Below are 18,820 nucleotides of genomic sequence, written 5' to 3'. Positions count from 1 at the left end.
TGGCCGCGGCGTAGTTGCCCTGCCCGGGGGCGCCTATGGTGCCCGCGACCGAGGAGAACAGGACGAACGCGGCGAGATCGTGGCCCTCGGTCAGCTCGTCGAGGTTGCGGGCGGCCTGTGCCTTCGACCGCATCACGGCGGTGAACCGGTCCGGGGTGAGTGCGTCCACCACCCCGTCGTCCAGCACACCGGCGGTGTGGAACACGGCCGTCAGCGGGGTGTCGGCGGGGATCGCGTCCAGCACGGCCGCCAGGGCCTCGCGGTCCGCGGCGTCGCAGGCCGCGACGGTGACCCGGGCGCCGAGCTCGGTCAGCTCCTGGACGAGCGCCTCCGCGCCCGGCGCGCGCGGCCCCCGGCGGCTGAGGAGCACCAGATGCGCGGCGCCCTCGGCGGCCAGCCAGCGGGCGAGGTGCCCGCCGAGCGCGCCGGTGCCACCGGTGATCAGCACGGTGCCGGTCGGGGTGAACTCTCCTGCCTCGGCGGCCGGTTCGGCCGGGTCGTGGGTCAGCCGCCGTACGTAGGTGCCGGAGGCGCGCACCGCCACCTGGTCCTCGTCGGCGCCCCGGCCCAGCACCCCGGCGAGTCGGCGTACCGCCTTGGGGTCGGGCTCGGCGGGCAGGTCGACGAGGCCGCCCCAGCGCTCCGGGTGTTCCAGCGCGGCCACCCGGCCGAGACCCCACACCGCGGCCTGCGCCGGGGCATGGACCGGCTCCGAGCGGCCGATGGACACCGCACCCCGGGTGAGACACCACAGCGGGGCCTCGATGCCCGCGTCGCCCAGGGCCTGGACCACCGTGGCGGCGTGGGCCGCGGCGGTGGCCGGATCCCCGTCGTCCCCGGGCGTGTTGTGCGCGGGCAGCGCCAGGACTCCGGCGAACCCCGCCTCTTCGCTGTCCGCCCGCCGCAGCAGCAGTTCGGCCAGCGTGGCCCGGTCCCCGTCCGCGGGCTCGACCAGCACGGTCGGTACGCCGAGGCCGTCGAGGACGGAGCGCGTCCAGCCGTCCTCGGCAGCTCCGGGCGGCGCCACGACCAGCCAGCGTCCCGAGAGCGCGGGCGCCCGGGTGGCGTCGCCGGTGACGGGCTTCCAGGTGACGCGGTAGCGCCAGCTGTCGGTGGCCGAGCGGTCGCGGCGCTGCCTGCGCCAGGTCGACAGCGCGGGCACCATCGCCGTCAGGACGCCGTCGTCCAGGTCGAGGACCGAGGCCAGCGACTCCAGGTCGGCCCGCTCCACGGCCGACCAGAACTCGGCGTCCTCGGCCCCCGCCGCGTCCGGCGCGCCGTCGCCGTCCGCTCCGACCGCGGTCTCGGGCCAGAAGCGGCGCCGCTGGAACGCGTAGGTGGGCAGGTCGATCCGGTGTGCCCCGGACCCGGCGAAGAACGCCGTCCAGTCCACGGCGACGCCGTGGGTGTGCAGCCGTGCCAGCGCCGAGACGATCGCGGACACCTCGGCACGGCCCTTGCGCAGCACCGGGAGCAGCGCCGTCCGCGGCCGGTCCGCGAGGCTCTCCTGGGCCATCGCGGTCAGCACCCCGTCGGGGCCCAGCTCCAGGAAGGCGGTGACGCCCTGCCCGGCCAGCCACTCCACGCCGTCGGCGAACCGCACGGTGCGGCGCACATGCTCCACCCAGTAGTCCGGCGAGCACACCTGCTCGGCCGAGACCGGCCCGCCGGTCAGGTTCGACACCAGGGCGATGCGCGGGGCCTGGTACGAAAGCCCCTCCGCCACCCGCCGGAACTCGGCCAGCATCGGCTCCATCAGCGGCGAGTGGAAGGCGTGGCTGACGGTCAGCCGCCGGGTCTTGCGGCCCTCGTCCGCGAACCGCGCGGCGATCCGCTCGACCGCGGACTCGTCGCCGGCCACCACCACCGAACGCGGCCCGTTCACCGCCGCGATCGACACCCCCTCGGCCAACTCGGGGACGACCTCGTCCTCCGCCGCCTCGACCGCCACCATGCACCCGCCCGGGGGCAGCTCCTGCATCAGCCGGGCCCGCGCCGCCACCAGTGCGCACGCGTCCGCCCGCGACAGCACCCCCGCCACATGCGCGGCCGCGATCTCGCCGATCGAATGACCCGCCAGGTAGTCCGCCGTGATCCCCCAGGATTCGACGAGCCGGTACAGCGCCACCTCGACGGCGAACAGGGCGGGCTGGGTCCAGCCCGTACGGTCCAGAAGCTCCGCGTCCGCCGAGCCCTCCTCGGCGAACAGCACCTCGAGCAGCGGCCGTTCGAGGTGGCCGTCCAGGTGTGCGCATACCTCGTCCAGGGCCTCCGCGAACACCGGGAAGGCCTCGTACAGCTCCCGGCCCATCCCGGCCCGCTGGCTGCCCTGGCCCGAGAAGAGGAAGGCGGTCCGGCCGCCGGCCGCGCCTCCCTGGACGAGGGAGCCGTGCGGGGCGCCGTCGCGCAGCGCGGCGAGGCCGCTCAGCAGCTCCGTGCGGTCCGCCGCCACGACCGTGGCGCGGCGCTCCAGCGCGGAGCGGGAGGTGGCCAGGGAGAAGGCCACATCCGACAGGGGCAGTTCGGGCCCCGCCTCCAGCAGCGACAGCAGCCGGGCCGCCTGGACGCGCAGGGCCTCGTCGCCACGGGCGGAGAGGGTGACGGGCACCGGGGTACCGGGGGTGTGTTGCTCGACGGGCTCCGCGTTCTCTGTCGCCTCGGGGGCCTGTTCGAGCACGGTGTGGGCGTTGGTGCCGCTGAGGCCGAAGGAGGAGACGGCCGCCCGCCGGGGACGCCCGGTGGCGGGCCACTCGACCGGTTCGGTGAGCAGCTCGATGGCACCGGCCGACCAGTCCACATGGGAGGAGGGCCGGTCGACGTGCAGGGTGGGGGGCAGCAGTCCCCGGCGCATCGCCATGACCATCTTGATCACGCCGGCCACGCCGGAGGCCATCTGGGTGTGGCCGATGTTGGACTTGACCGACCCGAGCAGCAGCGGGCGTTCGCGGTCCTGCCCGTAGGTGGCCAGCAGCGCCTGGGCCTCGATCGGGTCGCCGAGCGCGGTGCCCGTGCCATGGCCCTCGATCGCGTCGACCTCTCCCGCGGTCAGCCGGGCGTTGGCCAGGGCCTGCTGGATCACGCGCTGCTGCGCCGGGCCGTTGGGGGCGGTCAGCCCGTTCGACGCGCCGTCCTGGTTGACCGCGGAGCCACGGACGAGCGCGAGGACCGGGTGGCCGTTGCGCCGGGCGTCGGACAGCCGCTCGATCAGGACGAGGCCGACGCCCTCGGCCAGGCTCATGCCGTCGGCCGCGTCGGAGTATGCCTTGCACCGGCCGTCGGTGGCCATGGCTCGCTGCCTGCTGAAGCCGACGAAGGCGCTGGGGGTGGCCATGACGCTGACGCCGCCCGCCAGGGCGAGGGAGCTCTCCCCGTCGCGCAGCGACTGGCAGGCCAGATGCAGCGCCACCAGCGAGGAGGAGCACGCCGTGTCGAGGGTGACCGCGGGGCCTTCGAGTCCGAACACATAGGACACCCGGCCGGACAGCACGCTGGACAGGGTGCCGGTGATCATGTGGCCCTCGGAGCCCTCGGCGGCCCCCCGCACACCCGTGGTGTAGTCCTGGTAACTGGCCCCGATGAACGTCCCGGTGTCGCTGCCGCGCAGCGTGGCCGGGTCGACGCCGGCGCGTTCGAACGCCTCCCAGGCGGTCTCCAGCAGCAGCCGCTGCTGGGGGTCCATCGCCACGGCCTCGCGCGGCGAGATCCCGAAGAACGCGGCGTCGAAGTCGGCCACGTCGTGCAGGAAGCCGCCCTGGGTGGAGTACGTCCTGCCCTTGCGGTCCGGGTCCGGGTCGTAGAGGGCCTCGGCGTCCCAGCCTCGGTCCACCGGGAAACCGGTGATGGCGTCCCCGCCGCCGACGACGAGATCCCACAGCTCCTCGGGGGATCCGATGGAACCCGGGTACCGGCAGCTCATGCCGATGATGGCGATGGGCTCGTCGGGCGCGGCGGCCGCGACGGCGGGCGCGGACCCGGCCGGGGTGTCCTGGTCGGTGGCGATCCGGGCGCGCAGATACGCGGCCAGGGCGGCCGGGCTCGGGTGGTCGAAGACCAGGGTGGTCGGCAGCGTCAGCGCGGTGGCGGCGGCGAGCCGGTTGCGCAGGTCCACCGCGGTCAGCGAGTCGAACCCGATGTCGCGGAAGGCCCGTTCCTCCGTGAGGGCCTCCGGCGACTGGTGTCCCAGGACCGCGGCGGCCTCGGTGCGGACCAGGTCCAGCAGCTGCCGGTCCCGCTCGGCGTCGGGCAGGGCCAGCAGCCGCGCGGCGAACTCACCGCCGGCACCACCTGTCGGCTCGGCGGTCTCCGCCCGCCGCCGTGCCTCGGGCACCTCGTCGAACAGGTGCGTCGGCCGCACCGAGGTGTAGACCGGGTAGTAGCGCTCCCAGTCGACGTCCGCCACGACCAGCGCGGTCTCGTCGTCGTCCAGGGCCTGCCGCAGTCCGGCCAGGGCCGGTTCGGGGTCCATGAAGACCAGGCCGCTGCGGCGGATCTGCTCCGGGTCGACCCGGCCCAGCCGGGTGTCGTCGGACCAGATGCCCCAGGCCAGTGCCGTGGCGGGCAGCCCTCGGGCGCGGCGGTGGTCGGCCAGCGCGCCGAGGAAGGCGTTGCCGGCCACATAGGCGGCGTGCCGGCCGCTGCCCCAGGTCCCGGCGGTGGACGAGTACAGGACGAGCGCGTCGAGTTCCTCGTCGTCGAGCAGCTCGTCCAGGTGCCGGGCGCCGACCACCTTGGCGCCGACGACCTCGGCGAACTCGGCCATGGTGGTCTCGTCCAGGCTGTGCAGCGCGATGGTCGCGGCCGTGTGCACGGCGGTACGGACCGTGCGTCCGTCGGCCTTGAGCCGCGCCAGCACAGCGGCGAGCGCCTCGCGGTCCGTGACATCGCACGCCACGACCTCGGCCTCGGCGCCCAGCTCGGCCAGTTCGGCCACCAGGGCGGGCGCGCCGGGCGCGGCCATGCCCCGCCTGCTGGTCAGCACGATGTGCTCGGCGCCCTGCCCGGCCAGCCAGCGGGCCAGATGCGGCGCCAGGGTCCCGGTGCCGCCGGTGACCAGCACGGTCCCGCGCGGGGTCCAGGGCGTGTCCGGTTCCGTGTCGCCCGCGGGCGCGCGTACGACACGCCGGGCCAGCACACCGGAGGAGCGGACCGCCAGTTGGTCCTCGCCGGTGGCCCCTGCCAGGACCGCGGCCAGCCGCCGGGCGGCGCGCCGGTCGAGGGTCTCGGGCAGATCGACCAGGCCGCCCCAGCGGTCGGGGTGTTCGAGCGCGGCGGTCCAGCCGACGCCGTGCACCTGGGCCTGGACGGGGTTCGCCACTCGGTCGGAGCGCCCGGTGGACACCGCCCCCCGGGTGAGGCACCACAGCGGCGCCTCGATGCCGGTGTCGCCGAGGGCCTGGATCAGGGCGACGGTCAGGGCGAGGCCGGCCGCCAGCGCGGGGTGGCGGCTGTGCGGCTCCTCGGCTGCCGCGAGCAGGGACACGACCCCGGCGAAGCCCGGGGAGCCGTCCTCAGGGGGCGAGTTGACGTCGTCGAGGCGCGCCGCCAGCACGGCACGGTCGGCGCAGGATTCATCCAGCGCCAGCCGTCGTACGGCAGCCCCGTGTTCGCCGAGCGCGGCCGTAACGGCGTCGGTGGCGGCCTCGGACGCACCGTCGGCGGTGACGACCAGCCAGGTGCCGGACAGGGACGCGGTGGGGACGCCGCGCAGCGGGCGCCAGGCGACCCGGTACCGCCAGCCGTCCACGGTGGCCCGGTCCTGGCGCCGCCTGCGCCAGGACGACAGCGCGGGCAACACCGCGGCCAGCGAGGTCTCGTCGATGTGCAGGGCGGAGGTCAGTGAGGCGAGGTCCTCCCGCTCGACCGCGGTCCAGAAACGGGTGTCCTCCGGGCCCGCCCGGCCTTCCGGGTCCGGCCCGGCGGGCAGCGCCCAGAAGTGCTCCCGCTGGAACGCGTAGGTGGGCAGCTCGACCCGGTGTGCTCCGTGGTCCGCGAACATTCCCGGCCAGCCGACCGGCACACCGCGCACGAACGCCTGGGCCAGCGAGGTGAGGAAGCGGTCGAGACCGCCGTGGTCGCGGCGCAGCGTGCCGCAGACGACGGCGGGGCAGCCGACGGCATCCACCGTCTCCTGTATCCCGACGGCGAGCACGGGGTGGGCGCTGATCTCGATGAACGCCCGGTGTTCCGCGGCCAGGAGGGCACGGATGGCCGGTTCGAAGCACACGGTCCGGCGCAGGTTGCGGTACCAGTAGTCGGCGTCCATGCCCGTGGTGTCGAGCCAGTCACCGGTCACGGTGGAGAAGAACGGCACGTCGCAGGCGCGCGGGCGCAGCGTCGCCAGCCGCTCCAGCAGCTCCTCGTGGAGCTCCTCCACATGGGCGGAGTGCGAGGCGTAGTCCACGGCGATCCGCCGCACCCGCACGTCCTCGCCCGTCACCTCCTCGACCAGGCCGTCCAGCGCCTCCCGGTCGCCGGACACCACGACCGACCGGGGACCGTTGACCGCGGCAATCGACACCCGGCCGTCCCACCGCTCCAGCCGGGCCTCCACCTCGCCGACCGGCAACGGCACCGACGCCATGCCCCCCGCACCGGCAAGCCGCCGTGCGATCGCCTGACTCCGTAGCGCCACGACCTGGGCACCGTCCTCCAGGGACAGCGCACCCGCCACACACGCGGCGGCGATCTCGCCCTGGGAATGGCCGACCACCGCGTCCGGCTCCACACCGCAAGAGCGCCACATCGCCGCGAGCGACACCATCACCGCCCACGACACCGGCTGCACCACATCCACCCGCTCCAACGACGGCGCGCCTTCGACCTGCCGCACCACATCCATCAGCGACCAGTCGATGAACGGTGTCAGGGCAGCGGCGCACTCCCCCAGCCGCTCCGCGAACACCACGGACTCGGCCAACAGCCGGGCCCCCATCCCCGCCCACTGTGAACCCTGCCCGGGGAAGACGAACACCGACTTCCCCTCCACATCGGCAACGCCCCGCACCACGGCGGCCGACGAGGCGCCCTCGGCGAGCGTCTCCAGTTCCCGCCGGAGATCCTCGGTGCGCTCGCCGACGACCACGGCCCGGTGTTCGAAGAGGGACCGCGACGTGACCAGCGAATACGCGATGTCGGCGGACGCCGTGTCGGGGTGGCCGTCCAGGTGGGAGAGCAGGCCTGCGGCCTGCTCCTTCAGCGCGGCGGCACCGCGGGCCGACAGCACCCACGGGAGGGCCCCGACGTCCCGTCGCGGCTCCTCGGCGGGGGTCGGCGGCGGCTCGGTCGCGGGCGCCTGCTCCAGCACGGCGTGCGCGTTGGTGCCGCTCACCCCGAACGAGGAGACGGCACAGCGGCGCGGCGCCCCGGTGTCCGGCCAGGCGACGGGGTCGGTCAGCAGCGCCACCGTGCCGGGCGACCAGTCGATGTGCGACGACGGTCGCTCGGCGTGCAGGGTTTCGGGCAGCAGCCCGTGGCGCATCGCCATGACCATCTTGATCACGCTCGCCACCCCGGCCGCGGACTGGGTGTGCCCGATGTTGGACTTCACCGAGCCGAGCAGCAGCGGCCGGTCCGGGGCGCGCTCCTCGCCGTAGACCGCCTGGAGCGCCTGGACCTCGATCGGGTCGCCCAGCGATGTGCCGGTGCCGTGCGCGTCGATGGCGTCCACGTCACTCGCGGACAGCCGCGCGTTGGCCAGGGCCTGCCGGATGACCCGTTGCTGGGACGGCCCGTTGGGCGCGGTGAGGCCGTTGGACGCGCCGTCCTGGTTCACCGCCGAGCCGCGGACCAGCGCCAGCACCGGGTGTCCGTGGCGCCGGGCGTCGGAGAGCCGTTCGACCAGCAGGATGCCGACGCCCTCGGCGAGGGTCATTCCGTCGGCGGCGTCGGAGAACGCCTTGCACCGGCCGTCCGCGGCCAGCGCCCGCTGACGGCTGAAGGCGAGGTACGGAGCGGGCGTGGCCATCACGGTCGCGCCGCCGACCAGGGCGAGTGAGCTCTCTCCCTCGCGCAGCGACCGGCACGCCAGGTGCAGGGCCACCAGCGACGACGAACACGCGGTGTCCACGGTGACGGCGGGGCCTTCGAGGCCGAACACATAGGACAGCCGGCCGGAGAGCACGCTGGGGCTGCTCCCGGTGACCATGTGGCCCTCGGTGCCGTCCGCCACCCCGGTGCCGTAGTCCTGGTAGGTCGATCCGATGAAGGTGCCGGTGAGGCTCGAGCGCAGCGACCTCGGGTCGATGCCCGCCCGTTCGAAGCTCTCCCAGGCCGTCTCCAGCAGCAGTCGCTGCTGTGGATCCATGGACAGCGCCTCACGTGGCGAGATGCCGAAGAACGCCGGGTCGAACTCGCCAGCGTCGTGCAGGAAACCGCCCAGTGTCGAGTACGTCCTGCCCGCCCGGTCGGGGTCGGGGTCGTACAGCGCGGCCGCGTCCCAGCCGCGGTCGGTGGGGAACTCCGAGATGGCGTCCGTCCCCTCGGCCACGAGCCGCCACAGCTGCTCGGGGGAGCGCACGCCGCCGGGGAAGCGGCAGCTCATCCCGATGATGGCGATCGGCTCGTCGCCATGGGCCGAGGAGAGCGCCACGGGCCCGGTGACGGCGGCCCCGGTGCCGAGGAGCAGGGTGCGCAGATGCCGCGCCAGCGCCACGGGGCTCGGGTAGTCGAAGGCCGTGGTGCTCGGCAGGCTCAGCCCGGTCAGGGTGACCAGCCGCTTGCGCAGCTCCACCGCGGTCAGCGAGTCGAACCCCAGGTCGCGGAAGGCACGCTCTTCGGGTACGCCGTCGGCGGAGGCATGCCCGAGCACGGCGGCAGCCTCGGCGCGGACCAGGCTGGTCAGCAGCCGTTCCTGCTCGGCCTCGGCGCGCCCGCGCAGCCGCCGGGCCAGCTCCGATCCGCCGTCCGCGTCCGAGGCCGCGGACCGCTCGCCCGCCTGCGCCCGCGCCTGCTCCCGGGCCTCGGGCAGGTCGCGGAGCAGCGGGCTCGGCCGTACGGAGGTGAAAACGGGCAGATACCGGTCCCAGTCGACGTCGGCGACGGTCACGGTCGCGTCGCCCTGCACCACGGCGCGGCGCAGTTCGGCGATGGCCCGCTCGGGCGCCAGGAACCGCAGACCGTGCCGCTTGAGCCGGTCCGCCATCGCCTCGTGGGTGGCCATACCGGACTCGGCCCAGGGGCCCCAGGCCACGGAGGTGGCCGCGAGTCCGCGGGCGCGGCGGTGTTCCGCCAGCGCGTCCAGGTAGGCGTTCGCCGCGCCGTAGGCGCTCTGGCCGCCGCTTCCCCACACGCCGGCGAGGGAGCCGAACAGCACGAACAGATCCAGGTCACGGTCGCCCAGCAGGGCGTCCAAGTGGGCGGCCCCGGCCAGCTTCGCGGCGACCGCCTCCTCGAACTCCGCGCGCCCCATGCCCTCCAGCGGTGCTGCCGAGGCGACACCCGCGGTGTGTACGACCCCGGTGAGCGGGGAGTCGGCGGGAAGGTCGGCGAGAGCGGCGGCCAGCGCGTCGCGGTCGGCGGCGTCGCAGGCCACGATGCGCACCCCGGCGCCCAGGGCCTCGAGTTCGGCGCGCAGTTCGTCCGCGCCGGGGGCCTGGGCGCCCCGGCGGCTGGTCAGCACCAGGTGTTCGGCGCCGGCGCGCGCCAGCCACCGGGCGACCTCGGCTCCCAGGGCGCCGGTGCCGCCGGTGACCAGGACGGTGCCACGGGCGGTGAAGTCGCGGGGGGCGGGCAGGCCGTCCACCGCGCGATGGGCCAGCCTGCGGGCGGACACTCCGGTGGCGCGGATCGCCACCTGGTCCTCGGCGCGGTGGTCGGAGGCGGGCGCGGCGGGTCCGGCCAGCACGCTCACGAGCCGCTGGGCGGCGGGTCGGTCGAGTACCTCGGGGAGGTCGACCAGTCCGCCCCACCGCTCCGGGTGTTCCAGGGCGGCGGCCCGCCCCAGGCCCCAGATCGCCGCCTGGAGCGGGCTGGTGACCGGGTCGGACGGCCCGGTGGACACGGCGCCCCGCGTGGCGTTCCACAGCGGGGCCGTGACACCGAGGTCGCCGAGCGCCTGCACCAGGGCGACGGTGAGCGCCAGGCCGACGGGCAGCGCCGGATGGGCGGGGTCGGGGCGCTCGGCGACGGCGAGCAGTGAGAGCACGCCTGACACCTCACCGAAGCGCACACCGTCGGTGGTGCCGTCCGCTCCCCGAACGTCTCCCTGAGCGTCCGCGAGCCGCGCGGCCAGGACGGCTCGGTCGGCGCACGCTTCGTCCAGGACCACCCGGTGGACGCGGGCGCCGTGCTCGCGCAGCGCGTCCGCCACGCCGTCCTCGAACCGATCGTCGTGCGTATCGTCCGCCGTGACGACCAGCCAGGTGCCGGCCGGCACCGGTGGCGCGGACACGCGCAGCGTCTTCCACTCCACCTGGTATCGCCAGGAGTCCAGCACGGCCTTCTCATGCCTGTTCTGACGCCACGAGGACAGCGCGGGCAGGAGGGCGTAGAGCGACGCGTGGTGTTCGTCCTCCAGTCCGAGTACGGTGGCCAGTTCCTCGGCGTCCCTGCGTTCGACCGCGCTCCACAGCCGCTCGTCCGCCGGATCCGCGACCGCCTCCGGGCTGGTGCGCGCGGCGGTGTCGGGCCAGTAGAAGTCGTGCTGGAAGGCGTACGTCGGCAGGTCGACACGGCGCGCGCCGCGGCCGGCGAAGTACCTGGGCCAGTCCACGCGCACCCCGCGGACGTGCAGCCTGGCCAGGGCCGTCGCGACGGTCAGGTCCTCGGCGCGGTCGGCCCGCAGCGCGGGCACCGCCTCGGCCGCGGAGTCATCGCCGAGTGTGTCCTCGGCCATCGCGGACAGGACGCCGTCCGGGCCGAGTTCGAGGAGGGTGGTCGCGCCCGCGTCGCGGAGGGTGCGCACGCCGTCGGCGAAGCGAACCGTCCCGCGCACGTGCTCCACCCAGTAGTCCGGGGAGCAGATCTGTTCCTCGCCGACGAACTCGCCGGTCACATTGGACACCATCGGGATGGTCGGCGCGGCGTAGGCCAGGCCGCGCGCCACCTCGCGGAAGCCGTCGAGCATGGCGTCCATGCGGGGCGAGTGGAAGGCGTGGCTGACCCGCAGCCGCTTGGTCTTGCGGCCCAGGTCGAAGAAGTGGGAGGCGACCTCGAGCACGGCCGCCTCGTCACCGGAGAGGACCAGCGCGGTCGGGCCGTTCACCGCGGCCACCGCGATCTCGTGGCCCCGGCCGGCCAGCAGCGGCGCCACCTCGTCCTCGTCGGCCTGCACGGACACCATCGCCCCGCCCGCGGGCAGGGCCTGCATCAGCCGGGCCCGCGCGGCCACCAGGGCGCAGGCGTCCGGGAGGGTCAGCACACCGGCGGCGTGGGCCGCGGCCAGCTCGCCGATCGAGTGGCCCGCGACACAGCCGGGTTCGACGCCCCAGGAGAGCATCAACCGGAAGAGCGCCACCTCGATGGCGAACACGGCGGGTTGCGTCCAGCCGGTCCGGTCGAGCAGTTCGGCTTCGGGCGTGCCCTCGTCGGCGAACAACACCTCGCGCAGGGGGCGGTCCAGGTACGGGTCCAGCTCGGCGCAGACCTCGTCCAGCGCCCGGGCGAACACCGGGAACCCCGCGTACAGTTCCCGGCCCGCTCCCGGCCGCTGGCTGCCCTGGCCGGAGAAGAGCAGCGCCGGCCGGTCCGCGCCTCCCGCCTCGCCCTCGACCACGGCGGGGTCGGGGCGGCCCTCGGCGAGCGCGGCCAGCGCGCGCAGCAGCCCGGACCGGTCCTGCGCGACCACGGCGGCGCGCTGCTCGAAGACCGTGCGGGTGGTGGCGAGCGAGAGCGCCACATCGGTGGCGTCCAACGCGGCGTCGGCCTCCACGCGGGACGCCAGACGGGCGGCCTGGGCCCGCAGCGCCGCGCGGCCGCGGCCGGACAGCAGCCAGGGAACGGCGCCGCGGCCGTCGGTCGGCTGCATGGGCTCGCCGGGCTCGGGGCTCGACGGCGCGGGCTGTTCGACGATCAGGTGGGCGTTGGTGCCGCTGATGCCGAACGAGGACACGCCCGCCCGGCGCACCCGGTCCGTCGACGGCCACTCCACCGCCTGAGTGAGCAGTTCGACCGCGCCCGCTTCCCAGTCCACATGCGACGACGGCGCGTCCACGTGCAGTGTGCCCGGAAGCACACCGTGCCGCATCGCCATCACCATCTTGATCACACCGGCCACGCCCGCCGCGGCCTGGGTGTGCCCGATGTTCGACTTCACCGACCCGAGCCACAGGGGCAGTTCCCGATCCTGCCCGTACGTGGCCAGCAGCGCCTGCGCCTCGATCGGGTCGCCCAGCGTGGTGCCCGTGCCGTGCGCCTCCACCGCGTCCACATCCGAGACGGACAGCCCCCCGCTCGCCAGCGCCTGACGGATCACCCGCTGCTGGGACGGACCGTTCGGAGCGGTCAGGCCGTTGGACGCGCCGTCCTGGTTGACCGCGGAACCCCGGACCACGGCGAGCACCTCGTGCCCGTTGCGCCGCGCGTCCGACAGCCGCTCCAGCACGACCACGCCCACGCCCTCGGACCAGCCCACGCCGTCGGCCGAGTCCGAGAACGCCCTGCACCGCCCGTCCGGCGACAGCCCCCGCTGCCGCGAGAACTCGATCAGCGACGCCGGTGTCGACATGACCGTGGCGCCGCCGGCGAGCGCGAGCGAGCATTCGCCCTCCCGCAGCGCCTGCGCCGCCAGGTGGATGGCCACCAGCGATGACGAACACGCGGTGTCCACGGTCACCGCCGGGCCCTCCAGGCCCAGCGTGTACGACACCCGGCCCGAGGCCACGCTCGGGGAGGTTCCGCTGCCCAGGAAGCCCTCGAAGCCGCCGCCGCCCGCGAGGACGGTGCCGTAGTCGTTGTACATCACCCCGGTGAACACACCGGTCCGGCTGGAGCGCAGCGACACCGGGTCGATCCCGGCCCGCTCCACGGCCTCCCAGGAGGTCTCCAGCAGCAGCCGCTGCTGGGTGTCGGTGGCCAGCGCCTCGCGCGGGCTCATGTTGAAGAAGGCGGCGTCGAACTCGCCCGCGTCGTACAGGAATCCGCCGCCACGCGTGTAGGTGGTGCCGTGGTGGTCGGGGTCCGGGTCGTAGAGCGTCTCCAGGTCCCAGCCGCGGTTGACGGGGAGCCCGGAGATCGCGTCGGTGCCTTCGCTGACCAGCCGCCACAGCTCCTCGGGGGAGCTGACGCCGCCCGGATAGCGGCAGCCCATTCCCACGATGACGACGGGGTCCTCGGCAGCCGCGGCGGAATTCGGCCGTGCCGGGTCGGGGTCAGCCGCGGCACGGCTGCCGAGGAGTTCGTCGAGTACGTGGCGGGCGAGCGCGGTGACCGTGGGGTAGTCGAAGACGGCGGTGGCGGAGGTGCGCAGCCCGGTGGCCGCGCTGAGCCGGTTGCGCAGCTCGATCGCGGTCAGCGAGTCGAACCCCAGGTCCTGGAAGGCGCGGGCCGGATCGACGGCCTCGGGTCCCGAGTGTCCGAGCACGGCGGCGACCTGGGCCCGGACCAGCTCCACCACGGTCCGGGTGCGCTGGTCACCGTCCAGCCGGGCCAGCCGCTGCGCCAGCCCGGAGGCGGTGCCCGACCCCGCCACCACCGATCGGCGGTGGGGCCTGCGGATCAGCCCGCGCAGCAGATGCGGTGGGTCGGCGAGGGCGCGGAGCGCGGCCAGGTCGAGCCGTACCGGCAGCAGGACGGGGTGGCCGCTCGTGACCGCGGTGTCGAACAGGGCCAGGCCCTGCTCGGGCGAGAGGGCGGGGGTGCCCATGCGGGCCAGTCGCCGCAGGTCCGCCTCGGTGAGCGAGCCGGTCATCCCGTCCGAGAGGGCCCACGGCCCCCAGGCGAGGGACTGGGCCGGCAGGCCCTGGGACCGCCGGTGGCGGACGAGCGCGTCGAGGAACGCGTTGGCCGCCGCGTAGTTGCCCTGGCCCGCGGTGCCGACGGTGCCGGCCAGCGACGAGAAGACGATGAACGCGGCCGGCTCCGGCCCGCCGGTCGCCCGGTGCAGGGCCCAGGCCGCGTCGACCTTGGGCCGCAGCACGGTGTCCATGCGCTCGGCCGTCAGCGAGCCGATCATGCCGTCGTCGAGTACTCCGGCCGCGTGGACGACCGCGGTCAGCGGATGCTCGGCGGGGACGCGCGCCAAGACGGCGGCCAGCGCGGCGGGGTCGGCCGCGTCGCAGGCCACGACGGTCGCGTCCGCGCCGAGATCGGCGAGATCCGCGACCAGGTCGGCCACGCCCTCGGCCGCGCCGCCGCGGCGGCTGAGCAGCAGCAGATGGCGTACGCCGCGCTCGGCGGCCAGATGGCGGGCGACCAGGGCACCCAACCCGCCCGTGCCGCCGGTGATCAGGACCGTGCCCTCGGGGTTCCAGCCGGGCGCCGGGTCGGCCGCGGCTCGCGTGGCCGCGGTGTCCGGCGCGGGCGCGGTGACCCGGGCGAGCCGCGGCGCCAGCATGGTGCCTTGGCGGACGGCCAGTTGGGGTTCGTCTGCCGTCAACGCGCTCAGGGGCAGGGCGGCCGAGGAGTCCTCGGGGTCCAAATCCACCAGGGTGAAGCGGCCGGGCGCCTCGGCCTGCGCGGAGCGCACCAGGCCCCAGACGGCCGCTGCCGCGAGGTCGAGGGCCGCATCGCCGCCTTCGCCGTGAGCCTGCCCGGGCGCGGCCTCGTCGCGGTCGGCGGCCACCGCCCCGCGGGTCACGAACACCAGCCGGGTCCCCGCGCGCTCCTCCTCGGCCGACCAGGCGCGCAGCAGGTCCAGCACACGTGACGTCAGCGCGCGGACCGCGTCGGCCATCTCGGCGGCGGCGTCGCCCACGAGCGGGACCAGCACCGTACCGGGCAGCGGGGCGCCGGATCCGGTCGGGGCGGCCGGGTCGTCATGGACCTCCGCCTCGGTGCCGGAGTTCCGAAGGGCCTCGGCGAGCCCCAGGTCGTCGGGGCCGAGGACCACCACGGGCCCGGGTGCGGCCCCCGCCGGCGTCCCGTCCGTCGCCGGGGCGGGCAACGGTGTCCAGGCCACGCGGAACAGCGAGTCCCGCCCGGCCGCGGCGCCGTCACCCGGGCGGCCGGCCGGCAGGGCGCGCAGCGTCAGCGCCTCGACCGAGGCGACGGGTTGGCCGGTGGGATCCGCGACCGCGATCGACAGGCTGTCATCATCGGCCCGGGACATCCGTACCCGTACCTCGGACGCGCCGGTCGCGTGCAGGGACACGCCCTCCCAGGAGAACGGCAGGGCGGTGCCCCGGCCGTCGGGGTCCGGGTCCCGGCCGGGGGCGGCGAGCATCGCGTGGAGGGCGGCGTCCAGCAGGGCGGGGTGCAGCCCGAACGAGCCGTCCGGGCCCTGCGCGGAGGGCGGCAGCGCCACTTCGGCGAAGGTCTCCTCGCCGCGTGTCCAGGCGGCGCGCAGCCCCCGGAAGAGCGGCCCGTAGGCGAGGCCGTCCGCCCCCAGCCGGTCATAGAGGCCGTCCAGCGCGAGGGGCCGCGCGTCGGCCGGGGGCCACTGGACGGCGTCGAAGGCGATCCGGTTGGCGCCGCTGGTGAGCACACCGGTCGCGTGCCGGGTCCAGGGCAGCTCGTCGCCGCCGTCGCCGTCGCTGTCGCCGTCGCCGTCGCCGTCGCCGTCGGGCCGGGAGTAGAGGTTGAGGGTCCGCCGGCCGGACTCGTCCGGGCCGCCGATCCACATCTGCACCTGGACGCCGCCGTGTTCGGGCAGGGCCAGGGGCGCGGCGAGGGTGAGGTCCTCGACCCGGTCGCAGCCGACCTCGTCACCGGCGCGGATGGCCAGCTCCAGGAACGCGGTCGCGGGCAGGATGACGGTGCCGTGCACGGCGTGGTCGGCCAGCCAGGGGTGGGACCGCAGGGAGAGCCTGCCGGTGAGCAGGAAGCCGTCGGAGTCCGCCAGGGACACGGCGGCGGCCAGCAGGGGGTGGTGCGCTGCGCCCATGCCCGCGGCCCGCACATCGCCCGCCGGGGTGAGGACGCCCTTGGGCCAGTACCGGCGGCGCTGGAACGGGTAGGTCGGCAGGTCCACCCGGCGGACACCGGTCCCGGCGAAGTAGCGGTCCCAGTGGACCGGGACGCCGCGTACGTACAGCTCGGCCAGGGCGGTGGTGAGCGTCGCGGGCTCGGGGCGGCCCGGCCGCAGCAGCGGGACGGCGGCGCCGGGCTCGCCCGCGGCCCCGTCGGTGGCGGTGTTCTCGAGGCAGGTCCGGGTCAGCGCGGACAGGACGCCGTCGGGGCCCAGCTCCAGATAGGTGTCGACGCCGTGTCCGTGCAGCCAGCCGATGCCGTCGGCGAACCGCACCGCCTGGCGTACGTGGTCCACCCAGTAGTCGGCGGACGTCAGCTGTCGCACGGTCGCCTGGACACCGGTCAGGTTCGACACGACCGGCACGACCGGTGCCTGCGGCGACAGCCCCGCGACCACGGCGCGGAACTCCGCGAGCATCGGTTCCATGCGGGGCGAGTGGAAGGCGTGGCTGACCCGCAGCCGCTTGGTCTTGCGGCCCTCGCCCGCGAAGTGCGCCTCGATCTCGGCCACCGCGTCCTCGTCGCCCGCCACCACGACGGCCGAGGGACCGTTGACCGCCGCGAGGGAGACGTGGTCGGTCCGCCCGGTCAGCAGTGGCGCCACCTCGGACTCGGTGGCCTGTACGGACACCATCGCGCCGCCGGCCGGGAGCTCCTCCATCAGCCGGCCGCGCGCCACGACCAGGCGCGCCGCGTCGGCCAGGGAGAACACCCCGGCCGCGTGGGCGGCCGCGATCTCCCCGATGGAGTGTCCGGCCAGGAAGTCGGGGGTGATGCCCCAGGACTCGACCAGGCGGAACAGGGCGACCTCGACGGCGAACAGGGCGGGCTGGGCGTATGCGGTGCGGTCCAGCAGGGCGGCTTCGGGGGTGTCCTCGGCCGCGAAGAGGACCTCGCGCAGCGGGCGGTCGAGCTCGGCGTCCAGGGCGGTGACGGCGGTGTCCAGCGCCTGGGCGAACACCGGGAAGCGCTCGGCCAGTTCGCGTCCCATGCCCAGCCGCTGGCTGCCCTGCCCGGCGAACAGGAACGCCAGCTTTCGAGTGGCGCGCGCGGTGCCCCTGACCAGGCCGGCGGGGGCGTCGTCGGAGGCCAGCGCGGACAGTGCGGCGGCCGCGGTGGCCCGCTCGCCCGCGGTGATGACGGCCCGGTGCTCGAAGCCCGCCCGGGTGGTGGCCAGCGAGAAGGCGAGGTCGGCGAGGTCGGCCCCGGGGGCCGTGTCGAGGAGGGTACGGATCCGGGTGGCCTGCTCCCGCAGCGCCTCGGGGGTCCGGCCCGACACCGGGAGCGGCACCATGCCCGGGTCGAGCGTCGCGACGGGTTCGGGTGTCTCGGCGGCGTGCGGGTCCTCCCCGGCCGCCGTGTCGCCGGGGCCGGTCGGCTCGTCCTCCCCGTCCCCGTCCGGCGCCGCGGCGGGGGCCTGTTCGATGATGGTGTGGGCGTTGGTGCCGCTGATGCCGAACGAGGAGACCCCGGCCCGGCGCGGCTCGCCCGTCGCCGGCCAGGGGGTCGGCTCGGTCAGCAGTTCCACGGCGCCGGACGCCCAGTCCACATGGGTCGAGGGCCGGTCGATGTGCAGGGTGCGCGGCAGCACCCCGTGCCGCATCGCCATGACCATCTTGATGATGCCCGCGACGCCCGCCGCGGCCTGGGTGTGCCCGAGGTTCGACTTGACCGACCCGAGCAGCAACGGGCTCCGGTCGCCGCGGTTCTGGCCGTAGGTGGCCAGCAGGGCCTGGGCCTCGACCGGGTCGCCCAGCGTCGTGCCGGTGCCGTGTGCCTCCACCGCGTCGATCTGGTCGGCGGACAGCCGGGCGTTGATCAGCGCCTGCTCGATCACGCGCTGCTGGGAGGGGCCGTTGGGCGCGGTCAGCCCGTTGGACGCGCCGTCCTGGTTGACGGCCGTGCCCCGCACCACGGCCAGCACCTCGTGGCCGTTGCGCCGGGCGTCCGACAGCCGTTCCAGGACGAGCACGCCGACGCCCTCGGCCCAGCCGGTGCCGTCCGCGGAGTCGGCGAACGAGCGGCAGCGGCCGTCGGCCGACAGACCGCCCTGGCGGCCGAACTCGATGAAGGTGGCCGGGCTCGACATGATGGTGATGCCGCCCGCGAGCGCCAGCGAGCACTCCCCCGCGCGCAGCGACTGGGTGGCCAGATGCAGGGCCACCAGCGAAGACGAACACGCCGTGTCCACGGTGACGGCCGGTCCGACGACACCGAAGGTGTAGGAGAGCCTGCCGGACATCACGCTGGTGGTGTTGCCGGTGAGCTGGAAGCCCTCCACGCCGTCGGCCGGGCCCACCCGGTAGTCCTGCGCCATCGCGCCCACGAACATCCCGGTCCGGCTGGAGCGCAGGGTGCCCGGTTCGATTCCGGCCCGCTCGAACGCCTCCCAGGCCGCTTCCAGCAGCACCCGCTGCTGCGGGTCCATCGCCAGCGCCTCGCGCGGGGAGATGCCGAAGAAGTCCGCGTCGAACTCGGGAGCGTCGTGCAGGAAACCACCGGAGACGGCCGTCCCGGCCAGCTCGCCGAGGTCCCAGCCCCGGTCGGCCGGCAGACCGGAGATGCCGTCCTCACCGGACTCGACCATGCGCCAGAGGTCCTCGGGGCCGGTCACCCCGCCCGGGTAGCGGCAGCTCATCCCGACGATGGCGATGGGCTCCTGTGCCGCGGCCTCGATCTCGCCCAGCCGGCGGCGAGTCCGCCGGAGATCGGCGCTCGCCCGCTTGAGATAGTCCCTGAGCTTCTGTTCGTTGTCCAT

Annotated in this window: 1 protein-coding gene (cut by a window edge); it reads right to left on the bottom strand. The window is 75.2% G+C overall.

Features of this window, described 5'->3' with window-relative positions:
• On the bottom strand, positions 1-18,820 hold the 5' portion of the coding sequence (locus ACH4S9_RS31695) for a type I polyketide synthase (protein WP_398374968.1). 10,028 nt of this gene lie to the left of the window's left edge; the window shows 18,820 of its 28,848 coding nt (coding positions 1-18,820); it begins with the start codon at positions 18,818-18,820; the stop codon falls past the left edge of the window.

This window comes from Streptomyces sp. NPDC021225 (genome assembly GCF_044332865.1).
In the GTDB taxonomy this organism is placed as follows: Bacteria; Actinomycetota; Actinomycetes; order Streptomycetales; family Streptomycetaceae; genus Streptomyces.
Note: the sequence above shows the minus strand (reverse complement) of the source record. Positions and strands in the feature narration are given on the sequence as shown.